This is a genomic window from Celerinatantimonas diazotrophica, from assembly GCF_004339545.1.
Classification (GTDB): domain Bacteria; phylum Pseudomonadota; class Gammaproteobacteria; order Enterobacterales; family Celerinatantimonadaceae; genus Celerinatantimonas; species Celerinatantimonas diazotrophica.
The window spans coordinates 37,685-60,238 of record NZ_SMGD01000015.1 but is presented as its reverse complement, the minus strand read 5'-3'; the positions used below and the strand labels follow the sequence as shown (position 1 = coordinate 60,238).

The 22,554-nt window shown below is 44.9% G+C and carries 19 protein-coding genes; 15 read left to right on the top strand and 4 right to left on the bottom strand.

Annotated features, from left to right (window positions below):
- Positions 1-39: 39 nt before the first annotated feature.
- Positions 40-600 carry a cysteine hydrolase family protein gene (locus EV690_RS13665; RefSeq protein ID WP_224054993.1) on the bottom strand — a complete coding sequence of 187 codons (561 nt, stop codon included), beginning with the start codon at positions 598-600 and terminating at the stop codon, positions 40-42.
- A gap of 258 nt (positions 601-858) precedes the next feature.
- Between EV690_RS13665 and EV690_RS13660 the strand changes: the two genes are divergently transcribed.
- From EV690_RS13660 to EV690_RS18585, 14 genes are all read left to right on the top strand, one after another.
- Positions 859-2,685 (top strand): ABC transporter permease, encoded by a 1,827-nt coding sequence (locus tag EV690_RS13660; RefSeq protein WP_131913570.1) that lies wholly within the window; start codon positions 859-861, stop codon positions 2,683-2,685.
- A 1-nt stretch (position 2,686) separates the two neighbouring features.
- Entirely contained in the window at positions 2,687-3,772 is a 1,086-nt protein-coding gene (locus tag EV690_RS13655) for an ABC transporter ATP-binding protein (protein ID WP_131913569.1), read from the top strand.
- A 70-nt stretch (positions 3,773-3,842) separates the two neighbouring features.
- Positions 3,843-4,949 carry an ABC transporter substrate-binding protein gene (locus EV690_RS13650; protein WP_131913568.1) on the top strand — a complete coding sequence of 369 codons (1,107 nt, stop codon included), beginning with the start codon at positions 3,843-3,845 and terminating at the stop codon, positions 4,947-4,949.
- 44 nt (positions 4,950-4,993) lie between these two features.
- Positions 4,994-6,421, top strand: coding sequence for an inositol monophosphatase family protein (locus tag EV690_RS13645; RefSeq protein ID WP_131913567.1), 1,428 nt, complete (start codon positions 4,994-4,996; stop codon positions 6,419-6,421).
- 40 nt (positions 6,422-6,461) lie between these two features.
- A complete protein-coding gene (locus EV690_RS13640) occupies positions 6,462-7,457 on the top strand; it encodes a LacI family DNA-binding transcriptional regulator (protein ID WP_131913766.1) in 996 nt (331 codons plus the stop codon).
- Positions 7,458-7,650: 193 nt separating this feature from the next.
- Entirely contained in the window at positions 7,651-8,343 is a 693-nt protein-coding gene (locus EV690_RS13635; protein WP_131913566.1) for an oligogalacturonate-specific porin KdgM family protein, read from the top strand.
- A gap of 17 nt (positions 8,344-8,360) precedes the next feature.
- Complete coding sequence (locus tag EV690_RS13630; RefSeq protein ID WP_131913565.1) at positions 8,361-9,650, top strand: histidine-type phosphatase; 1,290 nt, start codon at positions 8,361-8,363, stop codon at positions 9,648-9,650.
- Between the two features lie 203 nt (positions 9,651-9,853).
- Positions 9,854-10,252 (top strand): phosphate-starvation-inducible protein PsiE, encoded by a 399-nt coding sequence (locus EV690_RS13625; protein WP_131913564.1) that lies wholly within the window; start codon positions 9,854-9,856, stop codon positions 10,250-10,252.
- Between the two features lie 363 nt (positions 10,253-10,615).
- Positions 10,616-11,347 carry a GntR family transcriptional regulator gene (locus EV690_RS13620; protein ID WP_131913563.1) on the top strand — a complete coding sequence of 244 codons (732 nt, stop codon included), beginning with the start codon at positions 10,616-10,618 and terminating at the stop codon, positions 11,345-11,347.
- 478 nt (positions 11,348-11,825) lie between these two features.
- Complete coding sequence (locus tag EV690_RS13615) at positions 11,826-13,346, top strand: FGGY-family carbohydrate kinase (protein WP_165872762.1); 1,521 nt, start codon at positions 11,826-11,828, stop codon at positions 13,344-13,346.
- 3 nt (positions 13,347-13,349) lie between these two features.
- Positions 13,350-14,372, top strand: coding sequence for a 2-hydroxyacid dehydrogenase (locus tag EV690_RS13610; protein ID WP_131913765.1), 1,023 nt, complete (start codon positions 13,350-13,352; stop codon positions 14,370-14,372).
- Positions 14,373-14,405: 33 nt separating this feature from the next.
- Positions 14,406-15,053 (top strand): L-fuculose-phosphate aldolase, encoded by a 648-nt coding sequence (locus tag EV690_RS13605; protein ID WP_131913561.1) that lies wholly within the window; start codon positions 14,406-14,408, stop codon positions 15,051-15,053.
- 149 nt (positions 15,054-15,202) lie between these two features.
- Complete coding sequence (locus tag EV690_RS13600; RefSeq protein WP_224054992.1) at positions 15,203-16,519, top strand: MFS transporter; 1,317 nt, start codon at positions 15,203-15,205, stop codon at positions 16,517-16,519.
- A 464-nt stretch (positions 16,520-16,983) separates the two neighbouring features.
- Positions 16,984-17,109: a hypothetical protein gene (locus tag EV690_RS18585; RefSeq protein ID WP_263433846.1), complete on the top strand. Its 126-nt coding sequence runs from the start codon at positions 16,984-16,986 to the stop codon at positions 17,107-17,109.
- A gap of 29 nt (positions 17,110-17,138) precedes the next feature.
- On the opposite strand, the gene hutG is transcribed toward EV690_RS18585, so the two are convergent.
- From hutG to hutU, 3 genes are read right to left on the bottom strand one after another with little or no spacing between them, the layout of a single operon-like run.
- A complete protein-coding gene (gene hutG / locus EV690_RS13595; protein ID WP_131913560.1) occupies positions 17,139-17,933 on the bottom strand; it encodes an N-formylglutamate deformylase in 795 nt (264 codons plus the stop codon).
- Positions 17,914-19,098 (bottom strand): imidazolonepropionase, encoded by a 1,185-nt coding sequence (hutI, locus tag EV690_RS13590; protein WP_131913559.1) that lies wholly within the window; start codon positions 19,096-19,098, stop codon positions 17,914-17,916. The genes hutG and hutI overlap by 20 nt, the downstream gene beginning before the upstream one ends.
- A 12-nt stretch (positions 19,099-19,110) precedes the next feature.
- On the bottom strand, positions 19,111-20,784 hold the full coding sequence (gene hutU, locus EV690_RS13585; protein WP_131913558.1) for a urocanate hydratase: 1,674 nt from the start codon (positions 20,782-20,784) through the stop codon (positions 19,111-19,113).
- A gap of 242 nt (positions 20,785-21,026) precedes the next feature.
- Between hutU and hutF the strand changes: the two genes are divergently transcribed.
- The gene (gene hutF / locus EV690_RS13580) at positions 21,027-22,391 is read left to right on the top strand and encodes a formimidoylglutamate deiminase (protein ID WP_131913557.1); all 1,365 of its coding nucleotides are present in this window, start codon (positions 21,027-21,029) and stop codon (positions 22,389-22,391) included.
- The last annotated feature ends 163 nt before the right edge of the window (positions 22,392-22,554 follow it).

Genomic DNA, 22,554 nt, shown 5'->3' with positions numbered 1-22,554 from the left:
CAGTCATCGATAGAAAACCATTTAAGCAATTTACACGCCCTAAGCGTTAGCAAACTGTTCTATTGAAATTGCTGAAATAGTCACACCAAAGCTAGAAATAGCCGTTAATGTCCGATTCTGGTGCTCTCGAATCTGATCACCATTGGCATGCACTTTATCATGAGTGGTGTGAGCATCATCTAACAGTGTGACATCGTAGCCCAAAGCGGCAGCCCTTCGCACTGTCGTATCGACACAGAATTCACTGGCATAACCACAGACATAGAGCTGTTTAATGCCAAGCTCCTGTAAAATATTCTGAAGGTTGGTTCGTAAAAAAGAATCCGGCGTTGTTTTACGCACATAGATATCTCCATCTTCATGCATAATGCTATCGAGCAACTGCCAGCCATCACTCTGATAATCAATCTCAGAATGGGGCTCTTCATGTTGAATAAAGATCACTGGCATATGCATTTGTCGAGCGGAGGTTGTCGCTCGATTAATTCGCGCAACCACCGGTTCGGCCTGATAAGGTTGAGGGGAAGGTTCAAATAAGACTCGCTGCATATCGATCACTAATAAAGCACTGAGCTGAGCCGCAGAAGTTGCCATGGTCATCGTCATCTATCCATCATTAACAAATGAATACTATAGCAATCATTGATCGTAAATCGTAAGCCCTTATATGCCAATTTAAGCTATTTTTCGACGCTCGCGCGATAGTAAGGCAAACAAAACGACACTCACAATAGACGCCCAAGCAGTTGACAATCTGTCATAAAAGATTAATTGCACATAGGTTCAATTTATCACATAAGTGTCATAAAGATTCTTTAGTATCTTGCCCATAAAATATCTAAAAGTTGCTTTTTAGTTATGATTTCGATCAGAAAATTATCGTTCAGAACAAAAATTAACATTAAAAATATTCAGCACACAGTTGCAATATTTCGTAATGAACCGGCGAATTGGATCGGTGTTTTGCTGGTTTGCCTCTTTGCTTATCTTGTGATCGCGCCGATTATTTCAATTTTACTCAATGCGGTTACCGTCCAAACAGGCGACGCCTTTCGAACACATGCTGCAGCAGGAAGCTGGAGCAGCTATTACTTATCGCGAACCCTGCTTAGCGCCATGTCCAAATTGCTGCTATGGCAACCGCTCGTCAATACTCTGAGTATTGCCACGGTTGTTGTGATCGGCACATTAGTCGTAGGAGTACCCCTAGCCTGGCTGGTACAACGCACCGATATGATTGCTCGAAAGTGGTTTATTAGCACGTTAATCGTCCCTTTTATGTTGCCGTCCTGGACCTTTGCGCTCGCTTGGAAAACCATCTTTAAAAATTCACTCGTCGGTGGACAACCTGGCTGGTTAAGTGCGCTTGGAATCAAAACGCCAGACTTTATCGCATACGGCTATCTGCCCATGGTGATTATTTTAATAATTCACTTCACGCCACTGGTCATTTTAATCGTAGGCAATGCTTTCAAACGCTTCGATAGCCACCTTGAAGATTGCGCCCGGGTTTTAGGTGCCCCTCTTTCCATGATCACTTTTAAGATCATTTTGCCGCTGATCCGCCCTGCACTATTATCCGCAGCATTACTCATTTTTGCAGATTGTATCGGTGAATTTGCGATTCCTTATATTTTAGGCCTCCCCGTGCATTTTAATACCCTATCAACGCAGCTCTATCGGGCTCTGGACTCGAGACAAAATGGTGTCGCTGCAGTGATTGCAGCAGTCATCATGCTGATGGGGATCGTTACCTTACTGCTTGATGTGCGAATGGTCCGCGAAGCGAAACGGTTTGTTACCGTCGGCGGCAAAGGAAGTATACAACGACAAACTAAGCTAGGTCGTTGGCGATACCTCTGCGCTGTTTTCCCGATGAGCTTTGTTCTTGCAGGTGTTTTTATTCCACTTCTAGCGTTGTTTTTATCTACCATTATGATTTTGCCAGGGCGCTTTGACGCAGCTAATTTCACCTTAAATTATTGGTTGGGACATCATCTCACTACCGTGGCGATGCATAATGGCATTTTATTGACGAAAGCTTTTTATAAAGCAATCGCCAATACGCTGATCATCGTTGGATCTGCATCCGTCACCGCTGGCATTTTAGGGTTATTGGTCGGTTATGCGGTCACCCGCAGTTCAATGAAAAGCGTGAGTCTATTTTTGCGACAGGTGACGTTTTTACCCTATCTGGTTCCAGGGATTGCATTTGCGGCCGCTTTTTTATCTCTCTTTGCCGTATCGCATGGACCCATTCCTGCACTCTATGGCACATCAGTTTTGCTCATTATCGCTCTAATCGCTGAAAAAATGCCCTATGCTAGCCGCTCAGGGATCGTCGCTATGACCCAGCTAGGTAAAGACAGTGAAGAAGCCGCCCGAGTAACCGGTGCTAATTGGTTCACTCGGATGACAAAAATCGTCATTCCTATTCAGATAGCCCCTCTGACAACTGGCATCCTATTACCATTTATCTCGGGCATTAAAGGGGTGAGTTTGTTCATCATTCTTGCCATTCCCGCCACCGATGTGCTCTCAACCTACTCACTTCGCTTAATTGATTACAACTACGATCAAGCCGCCAATGCAGTCGTACTCGTCATTGCGCTGATTTCTTGGGGTGGAACAGCTCTTATCGGGAAACTCACTGGCAACTCTCTTGCAGATGGTTTGGAGAAATAACATGCCTGCAATTAAATTAACAAATCTGACCAAGACCTATGCAAATACTAGTAAGCCGGCGGTCAATCATCTCAATCTGGAAGTAAATGATGGTGAATTTCTCTGTCTATTAGGTCCATCGGGTTGCGGTAAAACAACTATTTTGCGCATGATCGCCGGGATTGAAACCATTAGCGCCGGTGAGATAACCATTGATAATACGCCAGTCGACTCAGTGGAAAAAGGCTGCTTTGTGCCACCGGAACAGCGCCATATCGGGTTAGTATTTCAAAGCTATGCGCTCTGGCCCCATATGACTGTTCTGGAAAATGTCAGCTTTGGCTTGAAAATTAAGAAAGTCCCAATGGCCGAACAGCAACGCCGAACCCAAGATGTCATGGAAAAGCTACATATTGCTCAATTGGCCAGCCGCTATCCTGCTCAGCTCTCTGGAGGTCAGCAGCAACGTGTTGCATTAGCCAGGATGTTGGTCCTCAATCCGAAAGTTTTATTACTCGATGAACCTTTATCTAATTTAGATGCGGCACTACGTCTGGAAATGCGCTCAGAGCTGCGCCGCATCCATAAAGCATTTGGCACAACCATTATCTTTGTCAGTCACGATCAGTGGGAAGCGATGACTCTTGCCAGTACTATCGCTGTCATGAGTGATGGTCAGCTGCAACAAGTAGGTCCGCCCAATGAGATCTATACCAAACCAGTCAACCGTTTCGTAGCTGAGTTTATTGGTAACCCAAAGCTGAATTTGATGCCGCTACATAATATTCAATCGCCGCTATCGGCTCATCTTCACCAGCGCTTTGGCCAGCTCCAGAACTTTGACTGCTGTGCGATTCGTCCTGAGGAGATTATTCTCAGCACTACCCCACAAGCAGATGCACTGCCGATGCAAATTAGTAGCATTATTCCAACCGGAGGAAGCTGGATTATTGAGCTAAAAAATGGCGAAGATCAGCTGCACTATTCAACCCAACGTCATCCGCAATGGCAAACGCAAGAGCAGGTCTTCTGTCAGCTCCCCGAGCTGGCATTACATTTTTTTACCCCTACGGGAAGTCGTCAAAGTTTAACCAAAGGTCAATGTTAAATGTTGTCCACTTAACACTTATCAATATGAATTATTTCGTTGCATCTGAAACTCAAAAAGGAACATGTTTATGAACCTCTCGCTAAAAAAGTCACTCTTAGCCGTGCTGGTGACTTCATGTGCAGTCAATCTCGCACATGCAGATCCAAACCTGCAAAGTCTGATCAAAAAAGCTCAGCAAGAAGGCTCGTTAACCGTCTATGCCTCTACTGGAAAAATAGTTCAGCAAGCTAAAAGCTTTAGCAAGAAATACCATATCAACGCCGTCGGTGTGAAAGCAAAAGCACCGCAAATTATTGAAATAATGAGCCGCGAATACCAAGCGCATAATGTCAAAACAGATGTTGCGATTGTTGAAGATACCCCCGCCGGGATCGCGCAGTTACTGAAAACTAAAGTCGCATATAGCTACGTCCCTCCAGAATTTAAAAATGACATTCCTAAACGTTATCAACATCCACTCGCGGTGGTCTTAGCTCCGAATGTGCTTGCTTATAATACAGCTCTACATAAGCACTGCCCCATTACAAATATCTGGCAATTAACCTTACCTAAGTGGCGAGGCCATATTGCGATGCAAGACCCAACGGGAAAACCAGCCTATACCGATTGGTTCAATCAGATGGCCACCCATTACAATAAGCAGATGCGCAAAGCCTATCAGAGTCAATTTGGTCACGCCCTCAAAACAGACCAAAGCAGTGCCATGGCCGTTTTTGTAAAAAAATTGGCGGCTAACCATCCACTCTTAACTCACTCCGATACGGATGCTGCTGCCGCAATTGGTTCGCCGGATACTAAGCAAGATTTTGTCGGGTTCATTTCAACGGCTAAATTTCGCAAAAACAAAGATGGCATGAAATTGGGGATCTGTAATGGCGTCAAACCATTTATTGGTTGGAACTATCCAAGTTTAGGGGTTATCGCGTCACAAACGAGCCATCCAGCCGCTGCCAAATTATTTATTTACTATCTGCTCACTAAAAAAGGGATCGCGGCACAAAGCATTGATGGCAAGATGTCAACTAACGAGCAGATCAAGCTCCCGGCGAATGAAGCCTCTGGCATTTCTAAATATCGTCATCAACTGATGACTTTTCATATGGACACAGCTCGCTCCGATTGGCGACAACGTCAAAAATGGCAGGATCTGTGGAATCTTAGTTACATGCAATAAATCGATAGGGGAGCCCCTCGGGCTCCTAAAGAAAAGGACATAACTTGAATCATAAAAATCTCGAGCTGCGTGAAGCGGCCCTAAAAACAATCATACTTGCAGCGGGGAAAACCGCTTTACAGTCTTTTTATTCGCGCTCATCAGGGCAGTTTACCTTGAAAGCGGATCAGGACTACTTAACTGAAACCGATACAATGATTGAGCAACAGATCCATCAGGCTATTTCGGCGCAGTTTAGTGGTGATCAAATTTATGGCGAAGAAACGGGACAACATGCTGGCGATGCAGAATCATTATGGATTGTCGATCCTATCGACGGCACGGCTAACTTTGCCCGTGGAATTGAACATTTTTGTATCTGTATCGCTTTTGTAGCGAATGGACAAACGGAACTGGGAGCCATTTATAACCCGGTGACCAATGAGCTCTATCAAGCTCGTCGAGGCCATTATGCGATGAAGAATTCACAGCCTATCAAGGTTGCTGAAGCCTGCTCACTTGCGAGCACAACCTTTGAGCTTGGCTGGTCTAACCGAGTTCCACAGCAACGCTACCTCAGTATTATGAAGCAGATGTTAGATCAAGGAGCGAATGTTCGCCGTGGTGCATCTGGTGCACTCGCCCTGGCTTGGGTTGCTGAAGGCAAAACCGATGGCTACGTCGAACTACACATGAATGCCTGGGACGCTCTGGCAGGATTGTTACTGGTGCGCGAAGCCGGTGGATGGACCGGCTCATATCCAGAAAATCAGGCTGAAATTTTTAATGGTGGTGCCATTTTAGCGGCGGCGCCTGGTATTGCCCAGACGCTTTCTGATATTTGTGACATTCCGTTAAGTGTCTCTGACAATGATGGGACAATCGCCGAAACGATAGCGAAAATAAAATATCCCCATGAGCCATTAAGCTTAATTGCCCAAAATCTGCCTGGATTAGGGGTCGACTTGTATGTGGGCGGCTCAACTGGAGCAACCGATCTAGCTTTGCTGGAAAAGCATCAAATCAAAACCGTTATTAATTGCGCCGTTAATTTAGATATCGATTATGTCAAATATCCAGCATTCAATGATATCAACCGATTACTGCGCCATGGAAGCGGCGCGATTCGATACTATAAGTTGGGACTCATTGATGGCCCGGGCAATCCCCGAGAATTGGTCTATGCCGGCTATCAGATGCTAAGAGCTGCGATGCTCCAACAAATGCCAGATAAACCCTCTTATCGTAATCAGCAGCGAGGGAATGTGCTCGTTCATTGTCGCGGCGGGCGTAGCCGCTCTGTGATTGTCGTTGCTCTATTTTTGCATTTAGAATATCCACAGCTCTACCCCAAATTAGAAGATGCCATTGCAAAAGTGCGCACAAAACGCAAATTACATCCAAATGAATGGTTCGAAGCCCCTAAACCTGAACTGATTGCACTGGCAGAGCATGCCATCACCATGCACCAGTGCTGTAAAGTTTTTGAATGAAAAGGAATTAAGTGTGACTAACGACGCTAAACCACCTCATATGGCAACTGCCGCTGAAGTCGCCAAACTGGCCGGAGTTTCTCGTTCTGCGGTTTCACGAACGTTTACCCCGGGTAGTAGTGTTTCTAAACGAACTCGGCATAAAGTCCTCGAAGCGGCAGAACAATTAAATTACCACGTCAATATGCTCGCCCGAGGATTATCCAAGCAGGACAGCCGTCCAGTCTGTATTTTGGGGAGTAATTTAAGTTCTCCGTATCAAGCCGGTTTGTTAGACCAGATCACCCAACAGTTACAGCAAGCTCAACGAGCGGTCATGGTGATCAACACGGCTGATGGTGAACAAAGTGCCAATGAAGCGCTCAAACAAACCCTCAATTATCGGGCTGCAGCCACTATTGTACTGTCAGGCTCCCCTCAAGCATCACTGATTGAAAACTGTCTAGATAGCGGTCAACAGGTCATCTTAATTAACCGAATGGGGCAATTTGAAGGTGCCGACCATATTGGGATCGACTATACCCATACCCTAGCCGATGCTTATCACATGCTACTTCGAGCCGACTGTTCACACATTGCTATGATTTCATCGAATGCACAATCGCCCAGTATCGTTCTACGTGAACAGAAGTTTTTAGATGCGGCTCAAATTGCTGGCCATGACTGTAAACTTTTACGGACGGGACCGACAAGTTACCAAACAGGAGCGATAGCCGCTCGGCAATTACTGGCCGGGCGGAAACGCCCAGATGGGGTTTTTTGTGTCACCGATCTCATTGCCTGTGGTTTTATTGATGTGGCTCGTCATGAATTTGGGCTGCGGATTCCTGAAGATATTTGCGTTATCGGCTTTGATGATATAGGACAAGCCAGTTGGGTCGGTTATCAACTGACCACATTTGCTCAGCCTTTAAGTGAAATGGCGGCCGCAATCATTCATTTACTAAATGATCCAAACCAAGAAAAAACGAATAAACCCATATTATTTAAAGCGCCTCCCGTATGGAGAAAAACAGTGAGGAGTGGTTGCAACTAGTATTATTTAATCATTTTATTTAAGAATAAAAACATTAGTTATAACTAATAAATAATCCCAGAACTCTTTAATCGTGCATTAATTTGCAATGGGATTTTTTCGCTCTTTTTTTAATAAAACCAATAATTCACAGTTGCCCAATAGCAACAATTTAAATTCAATTTAATTAATCAAAATTTAAAAGGAAATTAAAATGCAAAAACTTAAATTTATCGCCATTGTAGCACTTGGTTTATCAACATTTAGTCATGCCTATGCAACGACGCTTTCGTATGATCACGAATATGAAGATGTTTCAGGTCAACATACTGATGAATTCAGCATCGCTCATAAATTCGGTTTTGGTTTGAAAGCTTCCGCAACTGTGGAATTTGAACCTCATGAGAAAAGCAATGGGGATGCGGGGGATATTTTTAACGATGATCGCTGGAGTGAAACCAAAGTAGGGTTAGGCTACCCGTTGCAAATCAACTCAACATGGGCTCTCATCCCTGGGATATCACTGGCACGAAAGCATGATGAATATAAATATAAACCCTATTTAAAAGCGAAAGTGAGTTTATCGAAGGACTGGGAATTAAGTACCCGTTACCGTTACGAAATTACTCATTACACAACTGATAAGAAAACCAAAAAAAATAATAGATTTGATATAGGAACTAGTTATAAAATAAATGCTTTAACACTAGGATATACATTCACCTATTACCACGCAAATAAAGACCTTTTTGATAATAAAAAAACTGATTACGAGAACGAAGTCACGGCTGAATATAAGTTAACTAAGAAATGGTCCCCTTATATTGAGCTTAAAAATGAAGCGGTAAGCTCTAAAACAGATCAACGACAAACTGAATATAAAATTGGCTTTAAATATAAGCTCTAAATAATTGAGAGACTAATATGAAATCAACAAAGAAAGTTTATTACGTTGGCGTACTTATGGCCTTGTTATCAAGTAGTGTTTATGCTCAGCCAACCTGGACATTAGATAAAGTTGTTAGCCTGACCCGTCATGGAGTTCGTCCTCAAACGGATACCGCTAAACTAGACAAAGCAACGGGGTTAAAGTGGCCAAAGTTTTTAGTGCCAGATGGTCATTTAACCGGGCATGGCTATACAGGGATGTGGCAACAAGGACGATACCAACTGCACCAATGGCAAAACGAAGGGCTACGTATTAAACAAGCCCAGAAATGCCCTAATCCACAAAATTATTTTTTGTGGTCGAGTCCATCACAACGGATTAAGGCCTCAGCAAAAGCGATGAGTGACGGCATGTTTGCTGGATGCGGTATTATTCCTGCGTCAGTGAACGCTAAATATGGGCCATTATTTGAGCTTTATCACCTGCATCAGGCTCATCCGAATCACAAGGTGATGAAACAACAAATTATGGCTCGAATGGGATCGCCAGAACAGGCCCAGAAACGTTATAAAGACAGTGTCGAGTTATTAAGACGTACCGTTTGTGCACCTCATAGCTGTAAATTTTTGGATAAACCTTGGGGCGTTCACTTTAAATCAACAGGTAAACCGGCATTAAATGGTCCCGGTAAATATGGGGCAACCATTGGCGAAACGATTCGCCTACAATATAGCGATAATCTGCCGATTAAAGATGTTGCATTTGGTCATGGCAACAACGCTAAAGCAGTCAAAGCACTGATGGCAATACACGCGGCTCAATATAATTTAGCACTGGATACACCTGAATTTGCTGCACACAGCGGGTCATTGCTGATGCGCCAAATCCTTTCAGCCTTAAGCGCCAAAACCTCGTATGCAGCAAAATATCCTGGTGATAAACGCTTAGCGAGACCATTAGTTATGTTCTTCGGCCATGACACTAACATTGCTGAAATTCAAACTATGATTGGTTTTAACTGGACACTGAAGGGCTACCCCAAAAATGATATTCCACCCGGTGGGACTTTAAGCTTTGCTCGATTTCACAATAATCACACTGGCCAGGAATTTGTCCGGGTACGCTTTGCAGCACGCAGTCTTGACCAATGGCGAACACTTTCCAGACTTAATGCCAACCATCCACTATTACACCAAGATTTGAGTTTTAAAGGATGCCAAAATACAGCATTAGGCTCACTATGCCCACTCGGCCCCACTTTGAAACGAGCCAGCCGACTACTCGTCAAAGATGGCCTAAATCTAGCGGTGTTTAAAACCCATTAAGCCTGTATAATCCCCGGCCTCCATCTGGATCTCTGGCTGGAGGCTTTCCTTTTATAAATCTTCTATCGCCACGCGATTTACTCTTAAAATCATTGAAATATTTGGAGTTCAGCCAGCTTTCAGGATAATCTAGCACTTCTATCATGAGGCACTGTTGATCTTTCGGTAGTTTTATATTTTCTTAAATAATGGGTCAGAATAACATGCACAGGTTAAAGCAATTTGGCTCCAACGCCATAAGTATCGTTGAAGATTTGGGGCTATTGTTAATTGCTCTTTTAACCGTTATCGCAATGGGTCAGGAACTTTGGCTCGTGATCCATGCGATGAAAGTAACTCTCGCGGATTTATTATTGCTGTTTATTTACCTAGAAGTACTGGCAATGGTTGGACTATATCTGCAATCAGGCCGGCTCCCTGTACGGATGCCTTTGTATATTGTCATTGTCGCGCTCGCCCGCTATATGGCGTTGGATATGAAAAACCTCGATACTTGGCGAATGCTTGGCTTAGGTGCTGCTATTTTGGTCGTTGCTCTGGCGATTCTGGTCATTCGTTTCGGCCATAAACGCTATCCTTATGGCGATACTGACAAATTGTAAAAAACAGAGCCACCAGAGCACTAAAACAGTCAAAGCACTGATGGCAATACACGCCGCTCAATAGAATTAGGCGCTAGAGATACCTAAATTTGCTGCGCACAGCGAGTCATTGCTGATGCGCCAAATCCTTTCAGCCTTAAGCTGCAAAAACTCGTTTGCGGCAAAATATCCAAGCGATAGACGTTGCGCTGGAGCTGGTACAATAACGGCTTCTGCAAACATTGGGCGATCAAAAAGGCGTTATTGAAATACGATGCAAATAGCAATCCCCGTCAATGCAACAAGTGCTATTAATGGGGTATTGAGACACTCTGTAGTATAGTAAAATTAAACTCGGAGAAAGCACCATTTAGAGTATCTCTTATGAAACCAAAAGAACAGCAATCGCGGGTCAGTATCATTCAACATGGCATTATTGAATTCATCAAACAAGCCAACTTGTCCGTCGATGACCGTTTACCCGGAGAAACAGAGCTCACCCAACGGTTTGGCGTTAGTCGTTCATCCGTTCGAGAAGCGCTGGCGAATCTCTCTCAAGAAGGCATTATCTATAAAATTCAAGGGAAAGGCACTTTTCTTCGAACTCGTCCAGACAGCGTCAATAATGGCATTGATACGTTATTTAGTGTAACAGAAGCCATCAAGAAACATCATGCCTACCCAAGCACAAAACGAATCAATCTCTCCACAATCCTACCGTCCCAGACCGTTGCCAATAAGCTTAATATTAACAAAGATGAAGCTTGCTACCTGATCCATCGTATCCGCTATGCTGATGAGACCGTTGCGGTCTACAACATCAACACTTTTCCAGTCAGAATATTAGGTGAAGGGCTAGAGGAAGTTCATCTGCAGGGTTCTTTGTTTCAGTTTCTTGCCAGCCGAGGACATATCGTCTCTCATGCGCAAAGTAAAATTACTCCCGCAATTCTAACGCGTCGGGATATTCCCGAGCTGACTACGGAGGTGGGGTTGTTTCTTATGTTTGAAGAGGTGTATTTTAGTACAAAGGGGGAAATTATCGGTTACACAAATGATTACTATAATAATGAGATGTTCGATTTCAGTATTATTCGTAATCGAATCATTGAGTAAAGTCTTTTAAGCTGCGCCAACAAGACTCCCAAAATAACGACTAGTTGGTGATTCGTTTTGCAGCATTGTGCGCCGGCCCCTTAGGGCGCATTTAAACGCATCCTGAACTTTGCTCCCTTTGTTTGCTTAACTCATTACGTAGCACAGACTATGTCGCGTTCGATCTGAACCAAATTTTCCCCAAACATCAACGCCTCCGTAACCAATTTCTTTAGACGTCAAGAACCATTCTCTGTGTTTTAAAACAGGGCTAACTTTTAAGTTATGCCCTTATTATCACAGCGACTTTGGATTTAAGTAAAAAACCATATTGTCAGACAACAAAAACAAATAAACATCAAAAAACACCCTGATAATTACATTTTTAACTAAAATTTAACAGAATAAGATCACAATCACACTTTTATATTGCATAAATCATTAATGTTGTCTGACAACATTAAATCTTATGCGATATAGCAATTTGAAGGATGATCTGATGAGCCATTATCTGATTGGGATCGATATCGGTACCTCAAATATAAAATCAGTCTTGTTTGATGACCAATACAGAGAAACCTATGTTGCGTCTCAACCCAATGAAACGATACACCTCGATGATTCTGAATCTTTTGCTGAACAAGATATGGATCGCGCCTGGCAGAAAGTCTGTCTGACGCTCAAGGAACTGGTTGAAAAATGTGGGGTTGCCGCCACAGACATCAAAGGGATCGGCGTCACAGGTCAAGGCGAAGGGGTATGGCTCATCGATCCGCAAGGCAAACCGGTGCGTAACGCCATCTTATGGTGTGATTCAAGAGCCGCTTCTGTCGTTCATCAATTAGAAATAACACACGATAAACTGACACAAATTACGCAAGAAACATACAACAAACCGTTACCTTGCAATACTACTATGATCTTAAGTTGGCTTGCGCAACATGAACCACAAACGCTGCAAAAGGCACACCGCTTACTCTTTGCCAAAGATTGGATACGTTACAAACTGACCGGAATGCTCGGTTTAGAGCTGAGTGATAGCGGGACATCACTACTGAATTTGGACTCTCAAACGCTAGCATCGTCGATTTTTAATGATCCTGAACTAAACTTGACCGATGCCACTCGCCTAATGAGTCCGATCCACCAGCCCACAGATCTTGTGGGAACGATAACCGCAGATGTGGCTGAATTTACCGGCTTAGCATTAACCACCCAAGTGTGTGCCGGGGCACTCGATGTTTCAGCGGCTGCACTCGGTGTCGGAGCAATTAAAGACAATGATGTTTTTACGATCTTGGGAACCACGTGTTGTACAGGTATTGTCACCAGCGAGCTAGAAATCAGTCAGGATGATAGCAATCGCACAATTCCTCATGCACTCGCCGATCACTTCATGGTGCTTAAAGCAACGCTCAGTGGGACGCCTAACATTGAATGGTGTCTGGATTCCATCTCACAGACACACGACTTTGTTGAAATAGAAAAGTTGATCAGCCAAGTTCCTGCTGGCGCTGGTGGCATTATTTATCACCCTTACCTCGTCGGCGAACGCGCACCTTTTTTTAATGAAAATGCCCGCGCTAACTTTTTTGGTATCAACCGCAATACCACTCGAGAACATTTGATTAAAGCAGTCTATGAGGGCATTGCATATACCATTAAAGATGCATTAGAGGGTTCGCCAACGGAAGGACGACTCTTCTTAGCGGGTGGTGGAACCAATTCTCCAGCCTGGAGCCAAATCATTGCCGATGTGACAGGACGTACCGTCGTGATCCCTCAAGCCAAAGAGCTCTCTTCTAAAGGGGCCGCTATTTTGGCAGGAATAGCACTTGGCATGACTCCAGCACACCAGATGGATGACATTTTTGCTATCGATCAATGTTATTCCCCGCTGCCGCAACACTTTGAACTCTATGAAAATTTATTCGAAATCTATAAGACATTAAGAGACGTGGCGATTCCTCTTTGGGACTTAAGAGCACAGATCCTTGAATCCAAACATTTGGAGCAATAAATGATGAAGATATTATTCACAGCTGAACATGATGGTCATTTGCATGAACTAGAGGCCATTGGTGACCTAAAAATAGAAGGGTGGGCAAAAGGGTTACCCAAGTTACTTGAGTCTGAACTCATTGCTCTGGGCCATGATTGCGACATTCTCATTACGTCATATGACGATATTACTGCAAATGTAATTGAGAACTGCCCGAACCTAAAACTCATCGCATGTACACGGGCAAATCCGGTCAATATTGATGTGGCTGCAGCTCAGGCCAAGCAGATTCCAGTGATCTATACACCGGGCCGCAACTCCGATGCCACGGCAGAGTTAACCATTGCCCATCTGCTCAATAGCGCTCGCCATATTCCTCAAGCATACCGCGCGTTAAAGCAGAAAAAATTTACCCAACAACATACGCAGCAAAGCGGAGCCGGTAAACAGAAAGACTGTATTTGGGATGTGACTGCTGACAGCCCTTATGAGGTTTTTAAAGGCGTGGAATTACATAACAAACGGTTGGGTATTATCGGCTACGGTAGCATTGGCAGACGAGTCGGCAAAATTGCCCGCGCTTTTGGGATGGAACTTGCGATCTATGATCCTTATGTTTCTGAGATAGAGGTTAACGAACCAGGAGTCATCAAAGTCACACTTGACGAACTGATGCGCAGTTCAGACTTCATCACCATACATCTTAAGGTTTCACCAGCGACCGAAAATCTCATTAATGCTGACAAATTAGCACTCATGAAACCGACAGCATATCTGATTAACACCTCTCGGGCCGCCGTATTAGACGAGCAGGCGGTAATTGAGGCGTTGCGTGAAAAACGAATTGCCGGGGCCGGCTTTGATGTATTTGCCAACGAGCCGATTTATGCCGACCACCCTTACATTAGCGAACTCGATAATGTCGTGATTACCCCACATATTGCCGGAGCAACACGTGAAGTGCTGACCAATCACACCCAAATGATTGCGGCTGAAATTCAACGATTTATTAATCATGAACCACTTTTATATCAATTTAAATAAGCTGATATCAATTGCAACAAAAGGATGACCGTCATGTTATTAGAGCAACAACGAATTGAAATAGTTGAGACCTGTAAAAAACTTTCCACCCATGGGTTAACCATCGGGACCGGTGGCAATATTTCGATCTACGATCCACAGTCAGAATTAATGGCGATTAGTGCCAGTGGTGTCGATTATTTTAGCGCAACCCCTGAAGATATCGTCTTAATAGATCCACAAGGAGAAGTAGTCGATAGTCATCGCAAACCCTCCAGTGAATGGAGTATGCATAAAATTTTTTACGAGCGACGCAGTGATATTCGGGCCGTTGTTCATGCCCATTCCACTTACTGTACGGCATTAGCGACATTGCGTCAGCCGCTTCCGGCATCTAATTACCTAGTGGCTTTTGCTGGCTACGATGTCCGATGCGCTGACTATGCAACCTTTGGCACCGAGGAACTTGCTAAGGCGGCCTTTGAAGCGATGATCGACCGACGGGCCGTCTTGCTAGCCAATCATGGTCTACTGACAGGTGCGGGAACATTGGATGCAGCATTCAATATTGCCGAAGAAATTGAGCATTGCGCAAAAATTCACTGCATTGCATCGAGCTTTGGCACCCCGGTGGTTCTTGATCATGATGAAATGACGCTAATGCAAGAAAAATTCAAGACCTATGGGCAACCCGTAAAGTAGGACATGCCCATTTATGATTAACAGCGTTCGCAGGTCATTACACAGAAAATAGAATAATGCGAAGTAAATCGACGTTGTGAACGCTAATCTGCTCCTCTTCCCTACAACACATAATAATGGCCCTTAAGAGGTCGTTTGGGAGATAGAACATGTTGACTCAACCAGCCCCTACAAAAAAGTCGATGACAGAACAATCGTCATCAGCCTCAATCCATCGTTTCGAATGGTTAAATAAAATAGGTATTCCACCAGCTCTCTTTTTTGGTTTTTTAGGCGTCGTTATTTTTATGATGGGCGACGGCCTAGAATCTGCGTGGTTGCAAAATTACTTTGTTAACCATGGTCTGAGCCATACGCAAGCCGCAACGATATTTGCCGGTTATGGATTAACGGTGGCGATTGGATCTTGGTTTTCTGGTGTTCTCACAGAAGCATTTGGCCCTATCCGAACCATGCTTGCTGGAACAATTCTATTTGTGATAGGCACATGTCTATTTGTTCCTTCACTTGCTGCGGGGACTAATTATCATCTGTTATTGCTCACTTATCCACTGCGTGGATTTGCCTATCCATTGTTTGCTTATTCATTTTTAGTGGTGATCGCACAAGCTACCCCCAAAGAGCGCTTGGGTTCCGCCGTCGGTTGGTTCTGGTTTTGTTTCACCGGTGGATTTTTCGTTCTCGGCGCCTACTATTCAGACGTAGCTTTAAAAGACCTGCACCTTAGCTATATCGAGCTGTTATGGACAGGGTTAATTTTCGTCTCGACTGGGGCCACTGTCGTGCTACTAAACTTTGTCTGGGTTCGTCGCCATTCCCCCTCAGCTGAGCGACCCGCCAAGCACGCGGCGCTGCAAACCTTGCAGAAAGGGCTCACGATCGCTTTTGAAAATTACAAGATTGGATTTGGTGGGATCGTCCGAATTATTAACACGATTGCGGTGTATGGGTTTATTGCATTTATGCCTAATTTTATGCAATCAACGGTCGGCTTTAGTCAAAGTGACTGGCTCAGTATTTGGGGCGCTCTGTTCTCAACTAATATCATTGCCAACCTTGTTTGCGGCATGGTGGCTGACCGTTTAGGATGGCGACAGACCATTATGTGGATTGGTGGGTTTTTGTCAGCCTTGTGCGTACTAGGGTTCTATTATGTCCCGTTATGGCTAGGCGCGAACTACTACGCCATGTTAGGTGTGTCGATATTGTTCGGGATTTCTTTGGCCGGTTTTGTACCGTTATCAGCATTGATGCCCACACTCGCACCTGAGCATAAAGGTGCTGCCCTATCTGTGCTTAATTTAGGTGCAGGTTTATCCACTTTTATTGGGACAGCAACAGTGAGCTTATTTTTTGATTCGCTTGGTATTCACGGCATTATCTGGATTTATGCCATTCTTTATGCAGTGAGTATTCTCCTGACGCGTTTTATGACACTGAACGATCACTCACCTCGCAGCCGTTAATTGAACGCTTGGCTTGAGCAATTTCTAGGGACTGTTGACCTTTTGTGATTAGTTTTGCAGAAATCTGAGAGGGATTTAGGCAAGGCAAACGTTGTGCCGTGTAGTTATTCTCCACAAAGAACGTTTAACGCTGGATAAATTCCTCTCAGATACTGCCCTTGGGGTTCATTTAAACGCATCCTGAACTTTGTTGCCCCCTGCTTGCTTAACTCATTAAGCGACGCAGGAGGCGCCGCGTTCAAAATGCGTTTAATTTGAACAAAATTCAACCACCAAAGGTCAACAGTCCCTAGGTTTTATACCTATCCTATCAGTTAACGAGCAGGCCAACCTGGCCTGCTCATTTGGTTCATCCCCAGAGCCTGCCTTGAATCCCCTTTAAGAATTATTGCAACACAGGCGAGAGTGATCACGAAGCAACGATTTAGACAGCTTAAGATTAGTAAATATTGAGATGGTTCATCATGAGCTCCGCCCCTGAACCAGCTCAGATGAGCAATACTGCCCAGGCCGCACAAGAATTAGGGGCTGTGGATGGTCATAGCTTAAGGCCTTGTGAGCAGGCTCATCGAATCGGACTCAAGTTATGACCAGTTAATCCGTTCAAGATGGTACGTGTTCATGTAAAGATTTGTGCAGCTCGCTCAACATAAGTACGTAACAGTGCGAATATCACCGGTTGGATCTGTGCGGCCTTGTCGGGCAGGTAACTGAATGGCCATTGTTCTTGCATATACACGTGTTGCGCCATTTCCAGTTGTAGTGCGTGGATCTGCTGTTCAGGTTGGCCGAAATGACGCGTGATATGCCCCCCTTTAAAACGACCATTGACCACCCAAGAATACGCATTGCTTTGACACACAGGCAGCAGCGCTTCAACCAAACGAGGATCACCACTGTGCCCTTGGTTAGTCCCAAAATTGAGATCAGGCAGTTTACCTTCAAATAAAAATGGTATTTGACTGCGAATGGAATGCGCATCAAATAATAAGGCATAACCATATTTTGCCTTAAGACGTGCTAATTCATCTTTGATTTGTTGGTGATAAGGCTGCCAAATCTCATTTTTCGCCCACTCATGCTGCTCATCGCTAATAGGTGAGTGAAATAACGGTTCACCAGTAAACAATGTCTGAGGGAATAACCCCGTGGTATTGCCCTGATAAAGTGGTTGATCATCGGCTGGACGATTTAAATCAACGACATAACGTGAATAGTTCGCAATGATCATACTTGGCTTTAATGATTTAACATCACGATATAACGTCGGTAAATGCCAGTCGGTATCGGGCAATAGTGCTGCGTTGGGTGTCAACTTTTGCGCCACCTCATCTGAGAGCGCCTGCCCCACATGCGGCATACTAATCAATAGCGGACTATCACCTTGCTCAAATTCAAACGCCTTGGGATGCATCGAGTTCTCCTTGATAAATACGTTGATGAGGCAACTGTCCCCCCAGCCAATAACAAATCTCAGCAGGATCATCCACTTGCCAGGCAATCATATCGGCACAAAAACCGGGTGCAATCTGACCATGCGTGTTTTGCAGCCCTAACGCTTTGGCCGCATTGGTCGTAACCCCTGCCAAGGCTTCGCTTGGCGTCAAGCGAAACAGCGTACATGCCATGTTCATCATCAACCGCAACGATAAAACCGGTGATGTGCCCGGATTGCAATCACTCGCAATCGCAATCGGCACCTGATAGCGACGCAATAAATTCACCGGGGGATATTGCGTTTCACGCAAAAAGTAAAAGGCGCCCGGCAGTAACACCGCAACCGTTCCCGCTTTGGCCATCGCAATCACACCCGCTTCATCAAGATACTCTAAATGATCGGCTGACAAGGCATGAAAACGAGCTGCAACTTGCGCTCCACCTTGCAATGAGAGCTGCTCGGCGTGCAATTTAACCGGAAGATATAAACGTCCAGCGCAGTCAAAAATCTGGGCAACTTGCTCAGGTGAAAACGCCAGATGTTCACAAAACGCATCCACTGCATCAATCAACCCTTCTTTATGCAATTTAGGAAGCATCTGACAGACCCAATGTACATAGCCTGCTTGATCATCGGCATATTCAGGGGGAAGGGAGTGCGCCAGCAACGCTGTCGACAGGATGGTCACAGGAAGATCTTCGCCTAATTGGCGAATGACCCGCAACATTTTCGTTTCGCTTAGCTCATCCAGACCATAACCAGATTTAATCTCGATGGTTGTCACGCCATCTGCGATCAACTGCTCAATACGTCGCCGGGCGAGCTTATAAAGTGTCTGTTCATCGCTTTGCCGGGTCGCTTGCATGGTTGAGGCAATACCGCCGCCACTGGCAGCAATCTCTGCATAGCTTTTACCTTGCAAGCGCAAATCAAACTCATGGGCTCGCTCCCCACCAAAGACAACGTGGGTATGGCAATCAATGAAACCGGGAGTGACCCAGGCATTGCCCAGGTCTACTGTTTGATCGCAATCTGGCGCAGCAGTTTGCTCTCCAACCCAAACAATGCTGGCACCATCAGAAACAATTGCATCAACATCAGGTTGGTTAATCAATCGTAAATTATGCCATAGGGTTGACATAGAACCTCCTTATTACTGATCCAGCATAGGCAGGTTCAATTGATGTTCCTTCGCACAGTCAATTGCACTCTGATAACCAGCATCAGCATGGCGCATCACACCTGTTGCCGGGTCGTTATGTAAAACCCGAGCAATTCGCCGGTCTGCGTCTTCACTACCGTCGCAGACAATCACCATCCCGGCATGCTGTGAAAAGCCCATACCGACCCCACCACCATGGTGCAACGAGACCCAAGTTGCACCACTGGCCGTATTCAGCAATGCATTGAGTAATGGCCAATCTGAAACCGCATCTGAACCATCTTTCATCGATTCAGTTTCACGGTTTGGACTAGCGACAGAACCTGAATCTAAATGATCTCGGCCAATCACAACCGGAGCTGATAGTTCACCACTGCGAACCATCTCATTAAAGGCTAGACCGAGTTTCTCACGATCTCCAAGTCCGACCCAGCAAATACGTGATGGCAATCCCTGAAAATGAATGCGTTCACGCGCCATATCTAACCATTGATGCAGATGTTCATCATCTGGAATAAGTTCTTTAATTTTGGCATCTGTTTTATAGATATCTTCCGGATCACCAGACAAAGCAGCCCAACGGAATGGACCGATACCACGACAGAACAACGGACGAACATAGGCAGGCACAAAACCAGGGAAAGAAAATGCATCACGGACCCCTTCATCAGCGGCCATCTGACGCAGGTTGTTACCATAATCAAAGGTCGGTACACCTTGATTATGTAGTTCAACCATCGCTTTAACATGCTGAGCCATCGACTGTTTTGCAGCTTTAACCACAGCTTCTGGTTCAGTTTTAGCACGCTCGCGATATTCATCCCAACTCCAACCGATTGGCAGATAGCCATTAAGTGGATCATGAGAACTAGTCTGATCGGTGAGCATATCAGGCTTAATACCACGGCGAACCATTTCTGGAAGGATCTCAGCAACATTGCCCAACAATGCGATTGAGATCGCTTTGCCTTCTGCACAATATTTCTGAACACGTTCTAGCGCATCATCCAGGTCAGTAGCCTGTTCATCAACATAACCAGTCTTCAGACGGAAATCGATATGCGATTGCTGACACTCAACACTGATTGAGCTCATGCCGGCAAAAGTTGCCGCCAAAGGCTGAGCCCCTCCCATACCACCGAGGCCTGCGGTAAAGAACCAGCGCCCTTTCAGATCGCCATCATAATGCTGACGCCCTGCTTCGGCTATTGTTTCATAGGTTCCCTGAACAATGCCTTGGCTACCGATATAAATCCAGCTACCTGCGGTCATCTGGCCGTACATCATCAACCCTTTGGCATCGAGTTCGTTAAAGTGCTCCCAATTAGCCCAGTGTGGAACTAGATTTGAGTTGGCAATCAATACTCGCGGAGCATCGCTGTGGGTTTTAAATACGCCAACGGGTTTACCTGACTGGACGAGCAGTGTTTCATCATCATTTAGCGCTTTAAGTGACTCAACGATTTTATCGTAACATTCCCAATTACGGGCAGCACGACCAATTCCGCCATAAATGACTAATTCTTTAGGGTTTTCTGCAACTTCTGGATCCAGGTTATTCATTAACATTCGCAATGGCCCTTCGGTCAGCCAGCTTTTTGCGTTTAATTGGGTTCCAGTTGGAGCTTTAATCACTCCATCACGATAACGGTTTCCTGCACTCATTGGGTCTCTCCTATCCATCTCATTCTGGTTAAGTGATAATCACGTCGATAACTTGTATATACATTTACATAAAAAATGACAGAATAATATCCATAAGACAAGTTTTTTGCTTAATAATTCGATTCTTTTATAGCTAAATAGATTGTCACACATCATATATTGCGAATTCACCACATCTTTCATTTACATTGGCTGAATCTTTCTTTATATGTATAGACAACAGCTTAACCCAAGAGATGACTATGGAACGCTATCTAGCCCCCTTTGCCTATCTGCCTTCTGGATGGCAGCGTAATGTCTGCATTGAAATTGACGACAATGGTTTTATTACTCAACTGACTGCAAATGATGTCAGTGGACAGTGTCAAAAACTAACTGGCGCCATACTGCCTGGCATGCCGAACCTTCATTCTCATGCTTTTCAACGAGCGATGGCAGGGTTAGGAGAACAACGCTTAAACCCCCATGACAGTTTCTGGAGCTGGCGTGAACAGATGTATCAAGTCGCTTTGCAAATCACTCCCGAGCAGTTATATGTCATTGCTAAATCACTGTATATGGAAATGCTTGAAGGTGGATTTACCAGTGTCGGTGAGTTTCACTATCTGCATCATGATGCTAATGGCAAACCCTATGCTGGCAATGATGAGATGGCCGATGCCATCAGCCGGGCTGCTGCCGATGCAGGGATTGGACTCACGCTCTTACCCACGCTTTATAGCTATAGTGATTTTGCCATGGCTCCCGCGAGCAGCACTCAGCGGCGTTTTATCCAAACGACTGAGCAATATCTTGCTCAATTAGACAGGCTTAAACCTCTGATTCAGGCACGCCCTAACCAACGTCTTGGGGGTTGCTTTCATTCCCTTCGAGCCTGCACCCCCGAACAGATCAATGATGTCGTTGCAACATTACCCAGCGACTGGCCGTTGCATCTGCATTTAAGTGAACAGATGCGAGAGGTTAATCGTTGTTTGGAAGTACACCAAACGACCCCGCTTGATTGGCTCAGTCGTTCAGTCGAGATTAATGCTCGCTGGTGTATGATCCATGCAACACATATCACCACTCGCGAACTCGAGTTATTAGCCAACGCGCAAGCCGTTGCTGGATTATGTCCGCTCACTGAAGCCAGCCTAGGTGATGGCTTATTTGAAGTGAAACGCTTTTTAGCCAAAGGCGGAAGAATCGGAATTGGTAGCGACAGCCACATCAGTGTCGATGTGAGCGAAGAACTGCGTATGCTGGAATACGGCCAACGGCTCAAACATCAACAACGAAACTTTTTAGCGAACACTCAATACCCTAGTACCGCAGAGCGAATGTTAGTTGAATCTTATCGGGGCGGCGCGCAAGCACTTGCCCAACCGATTGGCCAACTCGCCGTGGGACAACGAGCAGATTTGATTGAGCTTGATTTAAGTGCCCCTTATCTTGAAAGTGCCAATATCGAACAGCTACTCGATAGTTGGGTTTTTGCGCATTACAAAAATGCTATTCAGTCAGTGATGGTGGCAGGGAAATGGCAGGTCAAAGAACATCAGCACCTAGAACACCAATCCATGCATACGCATTTACTAGACACTTTGACAGCGCTGCGCAGTTAAGACTGGTAGTCCATAGAAAACTCTAAACATCAGCTCTATTCGCTGGCTTTTTATAACGAGGTCATTCGCTAACAGAGCCATCCTCAACCATTAACGACTATGCAGTCGTTAATGGTGATCTTGCCAATACACATCGCTTCAACAATAGCATTGGTTTAATAAT